The sequence below is a fragment of the Shewanella psychrophila genome, assembly GCF_002005305.1.
GTDB lineage: Bacteria > Pseudomonadota > Gammaproteobacteria > Enterobacterales > Shewanellaceae > Shewanella > Shewanella psychrophila.
The window spans coordinates 4,773,277-4,790,893 of record NZ_CP014782.1 but is presented as its reverse complement, the minus strand read 5'-3'; the positions used below and the strand labels follow the sequence as shown (position 1 = coordinate 4,790,893).

General features: G+C 44.4%; 11 protein-coding genes and 2 pseudogenes. 4 read left to right on the top strand and 9 right to left on the bottom strand.

Features of this window, described 5'->3' with window-relative positions; all coding sequences use genetic code 11:
* The first annotated feature begins 127 nt into the window (after positions 1-127).
* Positions 128-1,120, top strand: a complete 993-nt coding sequence (locus tag sps_RS20765; RefSeq protein WP_077754245.1) for a dihydroorotate oxidase — start codon at positions 128-130, stop codon at positions 1,118-1,120.
* A 53-nt stretch (positions 1,121-1,173) separates the two neighbouring features.
* Here sps_RS20765 and torD read toward each other — a convergent pair whose 3' ends face one another.
* From torD to torE, 4 genes and pseudogenes are all read right to left on the bottom strand, one after another.
* Positions 1,174-1,872: a molecular chaperone TorD gene (gene torD, locus sps_RS20760; protein WP_077754244.1), complete on the bottom strand. Its 699-nt coding sequence runs from the start codon at positions 1,870-1,872 to the stop codon at positions 1,174-1,176.
* A 35-nt stretch (positions 1,873-1,907) separates the two neighbouring features.
* The gene (gene torA, locus sps_RS20755) at positions 1,908-4,400 is read right to left on the bottom strand and encodes a trimethylamine-N-oxide reductase TorA (protein WP_077754243.1); all 2,493 of its coding nucleotides are present in this window, start codon (positions 4,398-4,400) and stop codon (positions 1,908-1,910) included.
* Positions 4,401-4,688: 288 nt separating this feature from the next.
* Positions 4,689-5,867: pseudogene (gene torC, locus sps_RS20750) on the bottom strand (pentaheme c-type cytochrome TorC).
* Positions 5,868-5,936: 69 nt separating this feature from the next.
* The gene (gene torE / locus sps_RS20745; RefSeq protein ID WP_077754242.1) at positions 5,937-6,107 is read right to left on the bottom strand and encodes a trimethylamine N-oxide reductase system protein TorE; all 171 of its coding nucleotides are present in this window, start codon (positions 6,105-6,107) and stop codon (positions 5,937-5,939) included.
* Between the two features lie 241 nt (positions 6,108-6,348).
* On the opposite strand from torE, the gene sps_RS20740 reads away from it, so the two are divergent.
* Complete coding sequence (locus tag sps_RS20740; RefSeq protein WP_077754241.1) at positions 6,349-6,843, top strand: SecDF P1 head subdomain-containing protein; 495 nt, start codon at positions 6,349-6,351, stop codon at positions 6,841-6,843.
* Positions 6,844-6,931: 88 nt separating this feature from the next.
* Here the strand turns inward: sps_RS20740 and sps_RS20735 are convergent, their stop codons facing one another.
* Positions 6,932-8,143, bottom strand: a complete 1,212-nt coding sequence (locus sps_RS20735; RefSeq protein WP_218919601.1) for a BamA/TamA family outer membrane protein — start codon at positions 8,141-8,143, stop codon at positions 6,932-6,934.
* A 445-nt stretch (positions 8,144-8,588) separates the two neighbouring features.
* On the opposite strand from sps_RS20735, the gene sps_RS20730 reads away from it, so the two are divergent.
* On the top strand, positions 8,589-9,965 hold the full coding sequence (locus sps_RS20730) for an NCS2 family permease (RefSeq protein WP_077754240.1): 1,377 nt from the start codon (positions 8,589-8,591) through the stop codon (positions 9,963-9,965).
* 41 nt (positions 9,966-10,006) lie between these two features.
* Here the strand turns inward: sps_RS20730 and sps_RS20725 are convergent, their stop codons facing one another.
* The 3 genes from sps_RS20725 to sps_RS20710 all read right to left on the bottom strand — a co-directional run bounded on the left by sps_RS20725 (position 10,007) and on the right by sps_RS20710 (position 15,958).
* Positions 10,007-10,423 carry a CBS domain-containing protein gene (locus sps_RS20725; protein ID WP_077754239.1) on the bottom strand — a complete coding sequence of 139 codons (417 nt, stop codon included), beginning with the start codon at positions 10,421-10,423 and terminating at the stop codon, positions 10,007-10,009.
* Between the two features lie 348 nt (positions 10,424-10,771).
* Positions 10,772-14,464 (bottom strand): ATP-binding protein, encoded by a 3,693-nt coding sequence (locus sps_RS20715; RefSeq protein WP_077754238.1) that lies wholly within the window; start codon positions 14,462-14,464, stop codon positions 10,772-10,774.
* A 138-nt stretch (positions 14,465-14,602) separates the two neighbouring features.
* Positions 14,603-15,958 carry a YjiH family protein gene (locus tag sps_RS20710; RefSeq protein ID WP_077754237.1) on the bottom strand — a complete coding sequence of 452 codons (1,356 nt, stop codon included), beginning with the start codon at positions 15,956-15,958 and terminating at the stop codon, positions 14,603-14,605.
* 418 nt (positions 15,959-16,376) lie between these two features.
* Here sps_RS20710 and sps_RS20705 point away from each other — a divergent pair.
* A pseudogene (locus tag sps_RS20705) lies at positions 16,377-16,775 on the top strand (transposase); the annotation flags it as partial.
* 319 nt (positions 16,776-17,094) lie between these two features.
* On the opposite strand, the gene sps_RS20700 reads toward sps_RS20705, so the two are convergent.
* Positions 17,095-17,448 carry a hypothetical protein gene (locus sps_RS20700; RefSeq protein WP_149027321.1) on the bottom strand — a complete coding sequence of 118 codons (354 nt, stop codon included), beginning with the start codon at positions 17,446-17,448 and terminating at the stop codon, positions 17,095-17,097.
* Positions 17,449-17,617 lie beyond the last annotated feature (169 nt).

Sequence of the window (17,617 nt, the reverse complement as noted above, 5' to 3'; positions counted from 1 at the left end):
TTTGATTAAACTTGTTTGAAATTCGCTTAAGATCAAATTTTTATTTCAGGATAACTGCTAATCTATTTTCCCGTTTGTGACCACTTAATTAGCGCAATATATAGCGCCGCATTCGGAGCCAAGATCAATGCCTAGCCCTACTCATACTGATAATTTTTCGCCATCAATTTCAGCTCTGCCCAGCTTAAAGACCCATATCGCTAAGTTACCACTCGATAGCTATCTTTTTAATGCCTCCGGCCCACGTTGCACTACTGAGGAGGAGTTAAACAGATTAGCGGGCTCAGCCTCGGCAGCCATCATGACTAAGTCTTGTACTATGCTGCCGCGAGAGGGCAATGCCGAGCCGAGATTTCAGGCTTTACCCCTGGGTTCAATACAGTCTATGGGATTACCCAATCTCGGTTATGAAGCCTATCTTGAGATGCTGCCTAGGTTAAAGCAAGCCCGCTCTTCCCGTAGGGGCAAGCCGATAGTAGTGAGTGTGTCAGGTTTTTCAATTAGCGATAATGTGACTATGGTTCAGGCGTTTCAAGCGAGCAGCGCCGATCTTATCGAAGTGAATTTCTCTTGTCCTAATATCGAGGGCAAACCTCAGGTGGGATACGATTTTGAACAGACAGAGCGTGCACTCGAAGCGATATGTCAGTTAGGCAGTAAGCCTATTGGTTTAAAACTGCCTCCATATTTTGATTTTTCTCATTTCATCACCATGGCAAATATCATCAAGAAGTTTCCAGTGAGTTTTATCACCTGTATCAACTCTGTGGGTAATACCTTAGTTATTGACCCAGAAACTGAGAGTGCCATCATCAAACCCAAAGGTGGATTTGGCGGCTTGTGCGGTGATTACATTAAGCCCATAGGTCTGGCTAATGTCAGGGCATTTAGCCAGCTCCTGCCTTCGAGCATAGACATCATAGGAGTCGGCGGAATCAAAACAGGTACCGATGCCTTCGAGTATCTGCTGGCTGGCGCCTCAGCTGTGCAAGTTGCGACTTGTTTCGAGAAGGAAGGGGTTGAGTGTTTCGATAGGATTGCTAAGGAGCTGGGCTGCATAATGGCGGCTAAGCAGTATTCAAGCATAGCGGCCGTCAAGGGCAAGTTGAAAATGATTTAATGTACTTAGAACTTAGAACCTAGAGCCTAGGATCTAAGTTCTAGGAATCATATTTAACTTTCTTCTCTTAATCCTGTTAAGTCTGAGTTGACCCAAGATTGCGTTAAGCGGGCTAATGCGCAGTAAAAATCGCCACTGTCACACAGAGTCACTTTAGCGGCAAACTGACCTAGCCAGCTGTTGAGGTATGACTCGATAAAGCTAAGCTGTTCCTCATTACCGGCCGATAAGCACAAGTGCTCAACATAGGCCAAGATCACCGCTAAGTGATCAGCAGGCTCTGGGAAGCTGGTTTGTACCTGCAGTTGGCTCTGTTTTAGAAACTGCACCATCATTTGATGCTGCTCACCAAACAACAAGGGCTGATCGCCACTCTTAGTGCCCTCAGTATCTGGAGCACTCTTGCTTTCATCCTGGAGGTAGAGGCTGGCATAAGGTGAGGCGCTGTGTTTGGTGCCTACCAGGAACAAGCCACAATAATCGGCAGCGAGTTCCAGTAAGGCCTTATCTGATGATAAACTTTCTAGCACGGTAACCATGGCATCTACATCCCGCTTAAAGCTTGGCTCACTGGCGAGTTGAGTCCAGAATGCCTTAGCTTGTTCACTGGTCAGTTCATGGAGTAGTTGATGATCGATCTCTTTAGCAAACAAAGAGGACAGCAGTCGATAGATCATGGCGCGTGCTTTGTTCATGTCTGTATTATTCATCTCATCCTCTGATATTGCCGGGTTACTCATGCTGTTTTCCATATTATCGCTATCCTTTGCTAGTTATACCAATTCCATTAAATCAAGGTTTCAACCGGGCCATCGAATGAGCTGACCTGAGGGACCTTGCCACGGAACTTCTCAAACTGAACCAGGCAGGTATAAGCGGCGCAGGCTTGAGCTAGCTTAGAAGTGCCGATATCTTGGGTGAGTGTGTTTGGATCACCATAGCTACACAAGGCGCCAATCTCGGCTCCGCCTTCCTTGCTGCCATCTTCACCAACCGGGCCATACCAAGCGCCTTCATGGATTCGTATGATGCCTTTCGGGAAGCTGTCTGATACTACTGCACCTGCAAGTAACTGACCACGATCATTAAATACGCGGACGATGTCACCATCCTTGATACCACGAGTCTTGGCATCTTCGGGGCTCAAATAAACTGGTTCACGACCTTGAACCGTATAGGTTTCACGGTACTCTTTCGACTCACACATCTGCGAGTGAAGACGCTTATCCGGATGACACGATTGCATCCAAACCGGGAACTTGTTTGAACCAGGGCCGCCATGGCTTCGTTCAGTCTTTTCCATCCAAGTTGGATGACCTGGGCAGTCATCATAGCCAAATTGAGCTATCTTGCGGCTGAAAATCTCGATTAGACCCGATGGAGTGCCAAGCGGGTTGATCTCAGGATCTTCTCTGAAATCAGCATGACGGGTCCAGGGCTTGCCTTCACCGAAGTGAACATAACCGTCTTTCCAGAAGGTATCGAAGTCCGGCATATCAAATTTTCCGTCATTAGCCCCTTTACAATCGTTGTAAAGCTTCTTCAGCCAGTCCTGTTCGCTCATGTCTCGAGTGTATTCTTTCTCCTTGCCCATAACTGCGGCGAAACGAGTGAATATCTCGAAGTCAGACAGACTCTCGAACAGAGGTTCGACCATCTTCTGCATCGCAAGTATGCCACGGTTGGCGTAGCTGCCGTACACATCGATATCGTTACGTTCAAGAGTGGTACAGGCCGGCAGGACTATGTCTGAGAAGCGGCAGGTAGCCGTCCAGTTCATGTCGATAGTGACCACACATTCAAGCTTATGGAACGCTTGCTTCATCTTGTTTCTGTCTTGATGATGGTTCCAGGGATTGTTGCCCGAGAACACCATCATCTTGATATCAGGGAAGGTGACCTTAGAGCCGTTGGCATCGATAATCTTACCTGGCTCCATAATCGCGTCGATCCAGCGGGCAACCGGAATGGTGCTGCTGGCGCCCTTAAAATCATTGCTATCGAATAGCGGTTTCTGATCTTCATCCAGATTACGCGGGAATGCCCCGGGTGCTGCAGCGCCCGATGATGGCACACCGATACTCGAGTAATGGTGTCCATAGCTAATACCGCCGCCAGGCAGGCCTATCTGGCCTATCATGGTGGCCAGAACTGCCGCCATCCAGTAAGGCTGCTCACCGTGTTGCTGGCGCTGAATACACCAGCCCATCATCAACTGAGTACGATCTTTTGTCATGACCTTGGCAAGGTCACGAATGATCTCTGGGCTTACCCCTGAGATATAACTCGCCCATTCTGGTGTCTTGGCTACGCCATCGCTCTCACCGAGTAGGTATGGCGTGAATCTGTCGAAACCTAGGCTGTAACCGTTGATAAACTTCTTATCGTGCAAGCCCTTAGTCACCATCTCATGGGCGATACCTAGCATGAGTGCCACATCAGTCTGTGGATTGACGTAGAGCTGTTCACAGCCTAAGTATTTCTGGGTCTTAGTGACTACAGGATCGATGCTGATCACGCGGATCTTGCCTTGCTTAACTTTCTCTTTGAGCTGAGCAAGGTAAGCGAAGGACTCGTGGGTTTCGGCGTTCCAGCCTACCTGTAGGTTCTTGTAAGGATCGTTGGACCACAAGATGATGGTCTTAGATTCTTCAAGGATCAACGGCCAGGAAGTGCCCTGAGCATAGACTTCAGTGGAGCCTAAGATGTAAGGCATGATGGTCTGGCCGGCACCGGTGGAGTAGTCGCCAATCTTCTTAACGAAGTTGCCGTGCATTCCGATGGCGCGTTGCATATGACTGGTGCTCGAATGCAGTTGACCTGTGGCACGCCAACCGGTCTGGCCAGCATGCAGTCCTGATGGACCATACTTGGTTTGGACTTCATCTAGTGAGTCTTTAAGCAGGTTAAGCGCCTTGTCCCAGGTGACACGGACAAAGCGAAAATCGCCGCGTTGTGTGGTGTCACTCTTATGTCCTTTGAGCAGGAAGTCGAGACGCACCATAGGGTAGCGCACTCGTGATGGGTTATAGACCAGTCCCTTGATACCGTTAATCATATCTGTAGGGTACTTGTCTAAGTCGAATGGCTTAACCTGATCGATAACGCCGTTCTTACGTTTTATCTTAAACGCGCCAAAGTGAGTGCCCGTGGTTAACCAACCATCTTTCGATTTAGCACCCGAAGCGGCTAAGGCATTAAGAGGTGCCAGTACCGATGCGCCGCTTAGGACCACATAAGATGTCGATACAAGTCCTTTTAAAAAGTGTCTTCTGTTCATGTCTTTTGTCCTAAATTAATACGCTGACTTGTCGAAATTGGGGTGTGAATACGCTGCATTCAGACTGTTTACTTGTATTTTGATATTCATAATCCAGTCCCTATTATTAATGTGCCGACTTGTCGAAATTTGGGTATGAATGCGCTGCATTCAGACTGTTTACTTGTAATTTGATATTCATAACCCAGTCCCTATTATTAATGTGCCGACTTGTCGAAATTTGGGGATGAATACGCTGCATTCAGACTGTTTACTTGTATTTTTATATTCATAACACAGTCCCTATTATTAATGTGCCGACTTGTCGAATGTTGATGAATGCTCTTGCAGGTACTTTTGTACTAAGGCTTGAGTATCTTGATCCATGTTGACGAAGGCGATCATGCCCTGGAACATACCCGGCCAGCTATTGGCATCGAAGTGATTCTCGTCGGGTTGCGTATGACACACACTACAGCTGGTGGAATATGTAGAGCGAGCATAGTCCCACAAGGGTTGTAGATCTGAGACCAGGTAGTCTTTTTCTGTCCAGATCTTAGCCTCGACGCGTTGCCACATTAAACCTGTCATAGGGTCTTCCTTCTCTTCGAAGACCTGCATCACGCCTTCTTCGAGCGCCGCATCTTTGGTTAGCTGTGCCGATAGAATGTTGAGACCGAAATCATAATAGATAACGCGACCCGCACCTATCTTCTTACGCCATCCATCAATACCTACCTTGACGCGATTACCTTTGGTTTCCAGTACTTTGACTTTGGTCGCTATGTTCAGGGTACCCGCTTCAACGTCAGTCTTCTCGTTGTAAAATAATGGCTTAGTTAAGGCGGTGAAATAGGTTTGCTCGTCCAGTAGTGAGCTTTCACCTGAGCCGACTTGGGCAATAAGCTCGGGTGCACGAGAGGTCCCCATATCCGGTAGCTTGTGTGCGATCCCCTTATGGCAATCGATACAGCTTTGGTCAAGCTCGGCGGCGCGCTTCATCTGCTTCTAGGCCAGCTTTGACATGTCTTCCCACTTCATCGAGTCGTAGTTATGACAGTTTTTACAGGCCAGTGAATTATCACGGTCGAATCGTTTCCACTCACGACTAGCCATCTCAAGACGTTTATCTTCAAACTTCTCCGGTGTATTTACCGTCTGAAGCATCCAGCCCCACATGTCGTGAGAGGCTTCAATTTTACGGGCTATCTTACGGCTCCAGTTATGGGGCACGTGGCAGTCGGGGCAAGTGGCTCGCACGCCAGAATGATTAGACCAGTGGACGGTTTCCTGGAGCTCTTTGTACGGCATGCTTTCCATACTGTGGCAGCTGATACAGAACTCTTCGGTATTGGTCATCTCAAGAGCCGTGTTAAAGCCGCCCCAGAAGATGACACCCATGAGAAAGGCCGAGAGACTGACGGTACCTAAGGTTAGGTACTTGGCAGGCTTGGTCAGTGTGCGCCAAATGTTAATAAACCACTTCATAACAGCATCCTTTAAATCTTTTAATTTGTTTCGTCGTTTCTGTGTGTTTACGTATTGTTAAGTCACTATTTAGTGGCCGACAACTCCGCCAAATGCCTGGATCATCCAGATAATGAAGCCATAGGCACTGATGCCTGTGATGGTGACGATGGGAAACAAGAGGAAGATAATAAAACCTAGGGCTTTAAGCTCCTTAGTTTTAACTTGTTTGGCTGATTCTGATGACGCTTGCTGTGTCATAGGGAACTCTCTTTAGTGATCTTATCTGTGATGACACTAATATAGAGCAGGAATATGAACAGAAGTAATACATGGAATGAATGAGTTTTGACAGAATGTGAAAATATATGAACAAAAGTAGAAACACCTTAACTCCCGCTGACAATACCTTATTCAGGACACTGAAATAACTACCGAAATTAGTGAGGCTGGGATAGTATTCAGTACTCTTTTAGCCGCTTTTAATTAGGTGTTTTTACCGATGAAACTTTTTTCTTCTTATAGAGCCATTTTGCTGCTGTGTGTATTCTCTTTTGGGGCTTCAAGTCACGATGCAAGCTTAAGTGATAATGATAAAAACTCAGAGCAAGTCAGTGGGGCAAAGCTGAGTTTCATTTGGGTGGCCCTGATAGCAAAAGATGCAGTGAGCTATGAGGAAGGGGAAAATGACCTTAAAAGCGTTATAGCGTATCGTGGCGAGCATTATGGTTTTCTTGGAAGTGAAATTATCGGGGAGCAAGACATATTAACCCTTGGAGCTCATTCAGCTAACGCTGTGAATATAGAGTTAACTCAGGAGGGCGCCGATAAGTTATCTAGTGCGACGGCAAATAACCTTGGTAAGCAGATGGCGGTGTTACTCGATGGAAAAGCAGTAAACGTTGCGACTGTTCAGTCGAAATTAGGCGCAAAAATGATGATCACAGGCCTGACAGAGGAGCAAGTAAAGTACTTGCTCTCGGGACGAGTGAATTAGTCCCTGATGTTGATGTGACTCCCTAGAACCTAAATTCTAGGTTTACTACCTCCGCTCTGAGGGGTATTTCCCAGTTATTTTTTGAGACTTATTTCCACGATCCTCCAAATTGAAGATACATAGTCCACTCTTCAGGCCCTTTAGCGATATCGATACCTGTTCTGAGTCCCAGCTGCCTGGCGATGAGGTACCTGAATCCTGCCCCTTTTGAGGTTTGCCAGTCAGTATCTGAGAAGCTTATGTCATCATCGACAGCTTTACCTGTGCCGGCAAAGCCTAAAACAGCCCAGCGATCATCGATATCATAGCTAAGCTCCACTTCGGCTAAGACTGTGCTATCGCCTTGATAACGCATGGCGGGGATGCCACGCATATCGAGAAATGGTTTGGCGTAAAAAGGGACCTGGTCTGAAACAGATTTGATATCCCCCCTGATCCCGAGTCCCCATTTAGGGGCTATTCGGGAGTAACTCTGCACGAAAGCAGAATATTCATGATAATCAAAATCTCCGCCCAGCCTTTCATCGTGAAAACTGGCTTTGATCCCGGCTTTTACTCCGCTACGGGGGGAGAAATGATTGTCTCGACTGTCATAGGTGATTTTTAGGGCGACTGAAGCATCCTTACTGTCGAGTTCGATGGGGTCGATATCTGGCATTGAATCTGAAAAATTGAAACTGGAATTTGAGCCCATATTGACATAGTTGGCACCTAAGAAAAAATTTGACTCCCCCAAACGAAAGTCAATATCTTGCAAGAAATACAGGCCTTCGATAGTAAAGTTGTTAGCGATATTAGCCGTGTCAGCATAGTATTTTAAGTTAAAGGATCCACCGAATAAACCACCCAAATAACGGATCTTGTCCTGCTTCCAATTGCCGGAGTGAAATACCCCCGCAAGCTTACTGCCATTACTTGTTGAGCCACCTACTACGCCTGTGACACTTGGAGGAATACCTGAGACTTTGTCAGGGTTGTCAAGTCGTAATGTCTTTTGTTCATGGGTCTCATGGAAGAAGAGTAAGGCCACGCCGCCGCCAGTGCCTACGGCAGGTTCGGTGATCAGAAACGGAACCGGCATAAATCCATGTGCATTGTTGAGAATATAGCTGCTTGCATCTAACTGGCCATCTTTAGGATCGAACAATTCATCGAGCATACTTGCCTCGGGACTCGGCGAAAAGGTCAATAACAGAGTGCCTAGGGCAGAAAATACTGGAGTAGTTACTGTTTTATGAACTAGCTCTCTTCGAATCGACCTGCATTTTGTTTCTTTTTTATGGGAGATGAAAAATGACATCTACTCATCCTTTAAATCTGTAATCAATATAATAAACAAAGGTTTGTTGGTTATTCTTTCAGGCTGGAGCCTGCTAGATGGGATACTTCAACCTTGTTTGAGATGCCGAGTTCAAGGAAGTTCATTATCTGATATATATGATGAAGAGATGTAAGCTTAGGTTCAAGAAAATCCATAACAGAATTATCGCACTCGTTCTATTTTTAGAACAATTGTAAATTTAGCCGTTCATTTTCTAGTTCTAAAGTACTAGGTACTGTAAACTCATGCGTCGACAAAGGTTGTGCTTTAGCGTGTTTAACGCTGATGATAGCTAACTACAAAGTTGATTATTCGCAGGTCACAATAAAATACAATCAAGTATTAGTGGATCTCTCACCCGTTGATTAACGGGGCTCTTACCTGCCACAGCCTTATAAATTTAAGAGATCAAAGGTATAAAATTATGCAGTCTGAACAGACGAGCTCTACACAAGAAACATCAATACATACACAGGTTGATTCTGGTTCTTTCCTGGATCGCTACTTCAGTATTACTCAACGTGGCAGTACCCTAAAACGTGAACTCATCGCGGGGTTAACGACATTCCTGGCTATGGTCTACTCGGTGATCGTGGTGCCAAACATGTTAGGGGCTGCGGGCTTCGATCCCGGTGCTGTGTTTATCTCTACCTGTCTGATTGCCGCATTCGGCTCTTTATTGATGGGCTTGTGGGCTAACTTACCCATGGCTATAGGTTGCGCCATCTCGTTAACGGCTTTTACTGCTTTTAGTATGGTCTTGGGTCAGGGGATCTCAATTCCCGTGACTTTAGGGGCGATCTTCTTGATGGGAGTGATATTCACATTTGTGAGTGTTACCGGACTACGTCAGTGGATACTAACTAACCTGCCAAAGGGTATAGCCCATGGAACAGGTATAGGTATCGGACTGTTCCTGCTATTGATTGCCACTAACAGCGTACTGCTCATCGTCGGCAGCGATGCTGGGCTGCCAGTCAAACTCGGTGATATAACTAGCTTGCCTGTGATAGCCGCTATTGTTGGCCTGGCAGCCACCATAGGTTTCGAGCGTCGCGGTATACCCGGCGGCATCCTTATCGTGATCGTTGCCTTGTCAGTTTTTGGTCTGATATTTGATCCTGCAGTTAAATATCAAGGTCTGTTTGCCTGGCCAGATCTCATGTCTGATCAGTCTTTAATTGGTCAGCTGGATATCATGGGCGCCTTGAATCCTGTGGTTCTACCAATCGTATTAGCCTTGGTAATGACGGCAATATTCGATGCAACAGGCACGATCCGCGCCGTTGCTGGTCAAGCCGAGTTGCTGGATAAAGATGATAAAATAATTGGTGGAGGCAGGGCACTAACTTCTGACTCTGTCAGTAGTATTGTTGCTGGTGCTGTCGGCGGAGCCCCTGCTGCCGTGTATATAGAGTCAGCGGCAGGTACCGCAGCGGGTGGTAAGACAGGACTGACAGCCACTATAGTCGGCTTACTATTTTTGTTGATGATGTTTCTCGCGCCGCTGAGTTATCTGGTGCCTGCTTACGCAACGGCGCCGGCGCTTATGTATGTGGGTCTGTTGATGCTGAGCAATGTCACTAAGTTAGACTTTAATGACAAGGTCGATGCAATGGCAGGACTGACCTGTGCCATCTTCATTATCCTAAGCTCTAATATTGTCACAGGTATTATGCTGGGGTTTGTCACTCTGGTGATTGGTCGAATTTGTAGTGGTGAATGGCGCGCGCTAAAACCTGGTGTAATAGCCATCACCTTAGGTCTGGTTATCTTCTACATGGGTGGTTGGGCGATATAATGGAATATAGATCCTAGGAGCAAGTTCCTAGGATCTATTTTTTAGCTCGAAAAAGCTTTTAACAGATCTTTCCAGGTGATGATGCCAACAAGCTTTTTTCTATCTAAAACGGGTAATGAACCAATACCATGCTCGAGCAGTAGCTCACTGGCCTGCTTGATGGTGTGATTTGGGCTAATAGTGACAGGGTTTCTTGTCATCACCTGGTGAGCTCTTCTTTGTAGGGTTTCTGTGTCACGCTCAGTTTCGTTGATATTGCCTATATTAGGACTCAGGGCTCGTAGAAAGTCACGTTCCGACAGTACTCCCTGCAGTTCATCGTGTTCGATAACGAGCAGATGATGGAAGGGAGCATTATCAAATATCTCTTTGGCCACCGTGAGTCTATCGTCCATCTCTATGGTGACGATTCGGGTACTCATTATCTCCGATGCTTTTATATCAAGCTTTAAATCCATATAAGCCTCCCTTCACAAAATCAGAGCGTTTACATATTTATAACAGCAACCTAAGTGAGAGTGAAGTGAATATTCGATTGAATTATACCAATCGATATAAAGGTGTGGTCACTCAGCGAGAGTTTAGCGCTTGTGAGGCAAGGCAACGAGTGAGGAACATAGTTATTCTACGTTTAAGCTCGTTAACGCCGTATCGGAAGTGCTAAAACTCGCCTGTCAGGAGTGTTTTTGGCAGCCTACTTCTGTGTTGAATTAGTTCAAAATGGATCACCATTCCCTCACTCATCCGCCTTGAATTATGCAGCCAAAAATAACTCTGAGTGGACCACTTTCTTATACCGATTGGTATTAGTCTGCCAATGCACTGATAGGAAGTGAGATATTAAATGTACTGCCGGCACCTTGTTCCGAGTGAAGCCGTATTTCCCCCTTGAGCTCCTGAGTCACTAAGTTAAAAACGATATTCATGCCTAAACCACTGCCACCCTTACCGCGTTTGGTTGTAAAGAAGGGATCAAATATCTGATCTTGAATAGATGCAGGCATGCCACAGCCATTATCTTGGTAGATCATCTCGATGCCATTCTCGACTTTGATGATGTTGAGGGTTAACTTTCCGGACTGGCCGTCAGGAAAGCCATGCACGACCGAGTTATTAAATAGGTTACTGATAATTTGATAGAAAACACCTGGACGACTTTGAATCATGAGGTCATCGGGACATTGATAGGAGTACTCATGGCCGGTTCTCGACAACAAAGGGTTGAGCGCGAGGAAGATCTCATCCAGATAGACTTTTAAGTTGAATTCCTGGATATCTTCATGGGATTGATCTACTGAGACCTGTTTAAAACTCTTAATTAGCTTAGCTGCGCGGTCTAAATTGGACAGTAATAGTGTCGAGGCTTCATAGACTTCGTTTTGATATTGTTCGAAGTCTTCATGGGATACATCGCCTTCTCCATACTTCTTATTAAATATTTTTACGCTTTCCTGTAGATGAGATGCTGCAGTGACACTGATGCCTATAGGTGTATTTATCTCATGGGTGATACTGGCTACGAGCCCGCCTAATGTGGCCATCTTCTCTTTGTTAATGAGTTCACTCTGAGTAAACTCTAGCTTATCTAAGGCTTGTTTAAGCTCATCATTGCTCTGCTGAAATTGAATCGTCCTATCCAGAACTCTTTTTTCTAGACCTTGATTTAATGAGATTAATTCAGCTTCTGTCTCCTTCTGCGATTGAATATTTTTAATGGTTCCGGCTAACCTGGTCGGTGCGCCCTGATTATCCCTGTCGATGACTTGACCACGATTTTGAACCCATAGCCAATTACCATCCATCATTTTTCCACGGTAGATCATTTCGAACTTATCTATACCTTGATGTATGCATGAATCAATTCTTGGTTTTATATCGGCTAAATCATCAGGATGAATGCAGGTTTGCATCGTTTCTTGCAGACGAGTTTCATTGCTTGGATAATTGAGAAAAGTATTGGTGCGTACTACCTTGCTATTTTTCACATCCCAATCCCAAAATTCGTCTCCGCTGCCCCATAATGAGAGTTGTAGCCTCTGTTCACTCTCTTCTTTATCTCGCAGTAAACGAGCCTGCTGATTGAATTTATTCACTCTCGAGTAAAAGGTAATTGAAAATATTACGATCAGTGCCAGCGAATATAGCGCATAGGCCCACCAAGATCGCCAAGGGGAGGGCTTTATTTTTACGTTTACTCGTCTGACAGGACTAAATTGGCCGTTAATGTCTTTAGCTTTCAAGAGGAAGATATAGGCGCCAGCGGCTAAATCTGTGAAATGAACCGATTGATCTTTATTGGTGGCTAACCATTTGTCATGTAGGCCTATCATCCTATATTCATAGCTTAACCTGGGTGCTCGGTGAAGCTCTGGACTATGAAAGTGAAATGAGAATAGGTCATCTTTATGGGTTAACGTTAACTTAGTTTTTTGGGCTAAAGGTTTATGTTGTATGCTAGCCGGATCTGCTGAGTTTTTTACTGAGAGACGACTAATCACAGGTTTTCTTGGCGCCGATAATTTAGGCAGTTGAGAGGCAAAGAAATAGTTGAATCCATTGATCCCACCTAAATAAACACGGTTGTCATCGTCGATAAAACCAGCTCCATAATTAAATTCATTATCTTGCAGACCATCAATCATGGTGTAGTTTTTTATACTGAAATTGTGGGTGTTTAATTGGCTCAATCCTGATGAAGTACCAATCCAGAGTCGTTGTTGTTTATCTAAGATGGTGAGGTAGGCGGTATTGCCTATGAGACCATTATCAGTATTGAACACTTGGCTCTTATGGGTAATAGGATCGAAAGAGAAAACCCCTTCGGTAGAGCCAACCCAAAGTAGACCCATATCGCTTTCAAACAGAGTTAGTAAGTGCCTGCTTGGGATGGGGATCTCAGTGTCAGTGCTAAAATGAGTGAATATACCTTCCGGGGATAGTTTACTCAAACCTGCAGTATATGAAGCAAACCAATAATTATTCTCTTTATCTTGTAAAACCGCATTAACTTCGTCACTGGCTAAGGAGTTTGCGTCATTCCTATTATGTTTATACTGGATAAACCCACGGTCTTCATCGATATACTTAGCGACTCCCGCATTCCTGGTTGTGAGCCAAGCATTGTCTTGATGATCGAAGTAAATACTCAACACCAGATCGCTAGGCAGGCCATTAGGATTGTTAGGCTCATGTTTATAATGAACATAACTTTGCTTATCTGGGGTGAAGATGAACAAGCCCTCTCCTCGGGTACCGACCCAAAACCTTCTTTGTTTATCTTCCTTAATAAAACTGATAAAACTCTGGGAGAGCTTAGAACCCGGCACTTCGAATAGTTCGAAGCTCGTGATCTGCTTGTGCTCATTTTCCTTTGCACGATAGAGCCCCATTGAAGTGCCTACCCAGAGTTGTTGATGCCAGTCCCTATAGATACTCCTGATATTACCGTTGTTAATATTATGTTTGGTAAAGCTGAAGGGATGGATATGGCCGAAGGTTGCGGCTTCGAGATAGATCTTATTGAGCCCCCCTCCTTGAGTACCAATCCAGAGCTGGTTTTCACTATCTAAGTTTAACGCTGTCACGATAGGGCTACTCAAACTATAAGCATCATCTGGGTCGCTGATAAAAAATTGAATTGTTTCATTCTGAGGGGAGTATCTGGCTAATCCGACGGATTCCACTCCAAGCCAAAGTTTACCGAATCTGCCTTGTTGTATATTAGTAATTTTTCTTCCTTTGAGGCTAGTTGCGGCTGTGATCTCTTTTAGTGAGCCTTTATAGATATCGAATAAGAACAATCCTTTGTTTTTCGTTCCAATCCAAAGGGTATTGCTGTGCCCTACTTCGAGACTGGTAATGTTACCCATGATGGCAGTTTGAATATTGGGGTAGTGAATCACTTCACGCTTGCTATTTATCTGGGATAGGCCCTTATCTGTGATTATCCATAGCCGGTCAAACTTATCGACGAAGACTTGGTCCACGTGATTACTGTTGAGCTGACCGCTTGCCTGGCGATAATGTTTGATGATTTCATTGTTTGTTGGAGAATATCGAATTAAACCCATCGAGTTTGTTGCTAGCCATAAGTTTCCTTGGCCGTCTTGACCTATGTCGGTATATATTGCTTTGGGAAGTGGGGTATTTGAGCTGTTGTAAGATTTAAAGGTGTCAGTTGACGATTGATAAAGGTTTAATCCGTCACTTCTGGTGAGCAACCAAAGCTGCTTTTTTCTTCCGTAGAAGAGTTTTTTGATATGTTGCTCAGTTGGACTGCGATTATCGCCGGTCACCCGATATATTTTAAAGTGTTCTCCATCAAACCGATTCAACCCGTCTTGAGTCGCCACCCACAGGTATCCAGCATCATCTGTGACGATATCTGTGACGGTATTCATGGACAAGCCATGCTTGGCATCAAAAAAGTCGAATTTGACTGGGCTGGCCCAGACAGAATCCGTCACGAGTAAGAGCAATATAAAGGCAAGACTTCTCATTACAATGAGTCTAAGGTTCTAGTAAGTGATTTAGTCTTTAAGTTTAGAAGCTAACAATAAAAGTGCACATATCAAGTATAAGAATTTATAGACAAAAAAAAGAGTGGCAAAGCCACTCTTTTTTTCGAGGAGATTAACTTAGAAAATCAGATGTGCCGCACCAGCAATGATAGGCAAAGTAACTAGAGTACGAAGGATAAAAATCACGAAAAGCTCGAAGATATTGACCGGGATCTTGCTTCCCATCAATAGCGCGCCGACTTCACTCATGTAGATAAGCTGAGTTACAGATAAGGCGGCAATGATGAAACGTGTCATATCCGATTCGATTGAGCTGGCAAGAATCGAAGGAATAAACATATCGGCAAAACCGACCACTATGGTTCTGGATGCTTCAGCCGCTTCAGGCACCTGTAATAGCTCTAAAAGCGGAATAAACGGCATGCCTAAATATTCAAATACCGGTGTATATTCAGCGATAATCAAGGCAATAGTACCAATCCCCATGACAACTGGAATAACGCCAAATACCATGTCGATGACATTCTTTATGCCGTCGTTAAATGTCTGCTTGATACCGTTAGCTTGTCCTGCTTTAGCCAGTGCCTGATCTAGGCCCCAAGAAAATACTCCGTGTCCCTGTGGGATTACTTCATCGTCAGGATGTCTTGGAGTGCTATCGATATAGTTATCTTTCTTCCAACGCAGTGGAGGGAGTTTAGGTACGATAACAGCAGCCAATATACCCGCTAAACACACGGTTAAATAGAAAGGCACAAACATATGCTCGAGTTTGACCTGAGAGATAACCACCAGAGAGAAGGTAATAGATACGGCAGAAAAAGTGGTACCGATAACAGCCGCTTCTCTTTGGGTATATAAACGCTTCTCATATTGCTTGCTGGTCATCAAGATGGCGACACTACCATCACCTAACCAAGAAGCCATACAGTCTACTGCGCTACGTCCTGGCAAGTTAAAAACCGGACGCATGATTTTAGTTAACAGCGTACCGATAAACTCGAGTAAGCCAAAGTTCATCAGTAACGGCAGTAACATGCCGGCGAAGATGAAGACACTAAATAGCGATGGTAAGAGGTCATTTAAGATCAACGCACCAGTATCACCAGAGGTAATCGCTTCAGGGCCAACACCGAAGAAAGTCATCACCACGAAGATGGCGCCAAGTATGCGAACAACCAGCCAAGCTGGCGTGACATTGAGCAGTGCGTTGAAGAATGCATGATTGATGATCATTGCAGGCTTAAACAACTTAGTTATCAAACTCGCCGCGGTCGTTATCACGATGATCGCGGTAACAATAGCAGTGATAGTGTCACCAAGTAGGCTCTGTAGCCCCTTAGAGACAATAGCGATCGGGATAGTGATAGCATCGTTATAGCTGATAGGCGTCATAAACAGCAGCAGACCTATCAATGACGGAATGATAAACGTCAGTATCGTTTTTATGTTATGGGTTTGTTTTTCAGCCACTTTTTTTACCCTAAATTACCGTTTTGGCACAATTGCAATAAGTTAACATTTCGTCCAATTTGAAATTAATTTTGAATATCCATTCAAATCGAGGGGGGCAAGATTACCCCCTTAAATCCAGTATGTAAAACGATTCTCTGGCTTGATGAGATTAATCACAGATAAAGCATAGTTATTACACCTTTTTGAGTATTTATTTTCTAGCTTATTAAACATGATGCTCATGCCATGCATCTTGGTTAAATTAAAGTAAAAACAAATGGTTGAACTTGTTGCTTTTGGTTTGTATTTGATGGGGTTTGCCATTAAAACATTGACTGTGAAGAAGTATTAATCGGTGGCGATAATACACTCTTGTATGTTGCTGTTTAGGATTAGTTGTTGAGTTTGTTGATGGGCAGGTACACCCATGGTTGTTATTTTCGCCAAGATGGCCGCTACACCGGAAACCTCAGACTTCACTAGTATTCAACGACGTATTACAGCGGCTTGTAACGGAGAGAAACCTAAGTCACTGCTGCCATTTGTGGGCAAAGAGCGTAAGGATATGCCAAAAGGACTGATGTTCAGTGCTAAAGATTACTTACAACTAGTTGATGATACAGGGCGTATTATTAGAGATGACAAGCGTAGTGCCATTAGTCAAACATCCCAACAGCTACTCGACAGACTCAACATTCCTCAAGAAAACTGGCTGAAACTGACTACTGAGTTTAGTCGATTATTTAAAGGCCCTGTGGGAACACTTCAAGAGTTAGATGCCTATTGTGAACACTTAGATAGAAAACGCAGGCAAGGGGCGGCTAACTGTCATTGATGGCTAGATAGCGCCTAATTACGCACCCATTTTAATAAAATGGCTAGCCGAACTTAAGTTCGTTATTCTTGCTGCTTGTTTCTCGGTTTTTGAGCCGATATTTAGACATCCAGAGCTATTAACTACCCGCTAGGAGCTCATGAAGCGTAAATCATGTTGAATTAGTGAGGTAGGGGCTGGAACTTTAGGTTGAACGTGGCGCTTCGAGTTGGAGAAATTAAAATGGGTGGCTTGGGTTAATTGCTTGGGTTAATTTGATAAGCAGATGGAAGGGCCCGGAGATTGAGCTTTGATGCATAAAACACCGACCCTCTAAACATTACTTGCTCAAGTGTGACCATCTGTTTATTTGAACACATTTATCGACTATAGCGTTTGTTTCTTCATCACTAAAGGAAAGATAATCATTTATACAGTTTCTCAATGTTGCAGCTGTAGGCTTGAAGTTATCATTTTTTATTAATCTAGGGTCATCAAGCCAACCTTTACGCTCAAACGACAATAACCAATATGCAGCAGTACCTAATTGTTGTTCATTTGTTGCACCTGACCACTCTTGACGATTTAAACCATTAATGTTGCCATATAGCACCCATTCAGGAGTCTGGGGAGAACATGCTGTGATGGTTGCAATTAACACAGTAAAACTAAGAAAGTTATTGATATTCATCATTAAAACCTTATATATAAAATATAACAATTAGGGTTGAGTGATAAAACTGGATATTTCGCTTAGCGAACATCTCTTCAAGGTCATGATAACTGAGTTTATAAGCCAGACAAAATAACTAACAAAATAACTAAGACACCCATAATTGTATGAGTCAGCTCCCTTTCCCTTG

Coding starts and splice junctions, on each gene's coding strand:
- sps_RS20765 (WP_077754245.1), top strand. CDS start 128: ATGCCTAGCCCTACTCATACTGATAATTTTTCGCCATCAATTTCAGCT.
- torD (WP_077754244.1), bottom strand. CDS start 1,872: ATGGAAAACAGCATGAGTAACCCGGCAATATCAGAGGATGAGATGAAT.
- torA (WP_077754243.1), bottom strand. CDS start 4,400: ATGAACAGAAGACACTTTTTAAAAGGACTTGTATCGACATCTTATGTG.
- torE (WP_077754242.1), bottom strand. CDS start 6,107: ATGACACAGCAAGCGTCATCAGAATCAGCCAAACAAGTTAAAACTAAG.
- sps_RS20740 (WP_077754241.1), top strand. CDS start 6,349: ATGAAACTTTTTTCTTCTTATAGAGCCATTTTGCTGCTGTGTGTATTC.
- sps_RS20735 (WP_218919601.1), bottom strand. CDS start 8,143: ATGTCATTTTTCATCTCCCATAAAAAAGAAACAAAATGCAGGTCGATT.
- sps_RS20730 (WP_077754240.1), top strand. CDS start 8,589: ATGCAGTCTGAACAGACGAGCTCTACACAAGAAACATCAATACATACA.
- sps_RS20725 (WP_077754239.1), bottom strand. CDS start 10,423: ATGGATTTAAAGCTTGATATAAAAGCATCGGAGATAATGAGTACCCGA.
- sps_RS20715 (WP_077754238.1), bottom strand. CDS start 14,464: ATGAGAAGTCTTGCCTTTATATTGCTCTTACTCGTGACGGATTCTGTC.
- sps_RS20700 (WP_149027321.1), bottom strand. CDS start 17,448: ATGATGAATATCAATAACTTTCTTAGTTTTACTGTGTTAATTGCAACC.